General features: G+C 56.0%; 1 tRNA gene. It reads right to left on the reverse strand.

Annotated elements, in window-relative coordinates:
- Nucleotides 1–203: 203 nt before the first annotated feature.
- Nucleotides 204–280: transfer RNA gene (locus tag IB264_RS34345), tRNA-Met, on the reverse strand.
- Nucleotides 281–284: the final 4 nt, after the last annotated feature.

The following is a 284-nucleotide window of genomic DNA, read 5'->3' on the forward strand; positions in this document are numbered from 1 at the left end:
GCGATCCAAGGTTTGGGCTCAGAGCAAAAGCCCGGAAACTCTAATCCCCGGCGATCCAAGGTTTGGGCTCAGAGCACAATGTGACGGACTCTACCAAAATTTGGAGGAAGTTCAGGGTCTCAGGTCAGCTCAACTCGTCGCGCCGTTACGAGACAAACAAAAAGCCCGCGGACCTTTCGGTCTCGCGGGTTTTTTGTTTGATTTGGTTGCGGGGGCAGGATTTGAACCTGCGGCCTTCAGGTTATGAGCCTGACGAGCTACCGGGCTGCTCCACCCCGCGCCAT

The sequence above is a fragment of the Ensifer sp. ENS11 genome (genome assembly GCF_014851895.1).
Classification (GTDB): Bacteria; Pseudomonadota; Alphaproteobacteria; order Rhizobiales; family Rhizobiaceae; genus Ensifer; species Ensifer canadensis.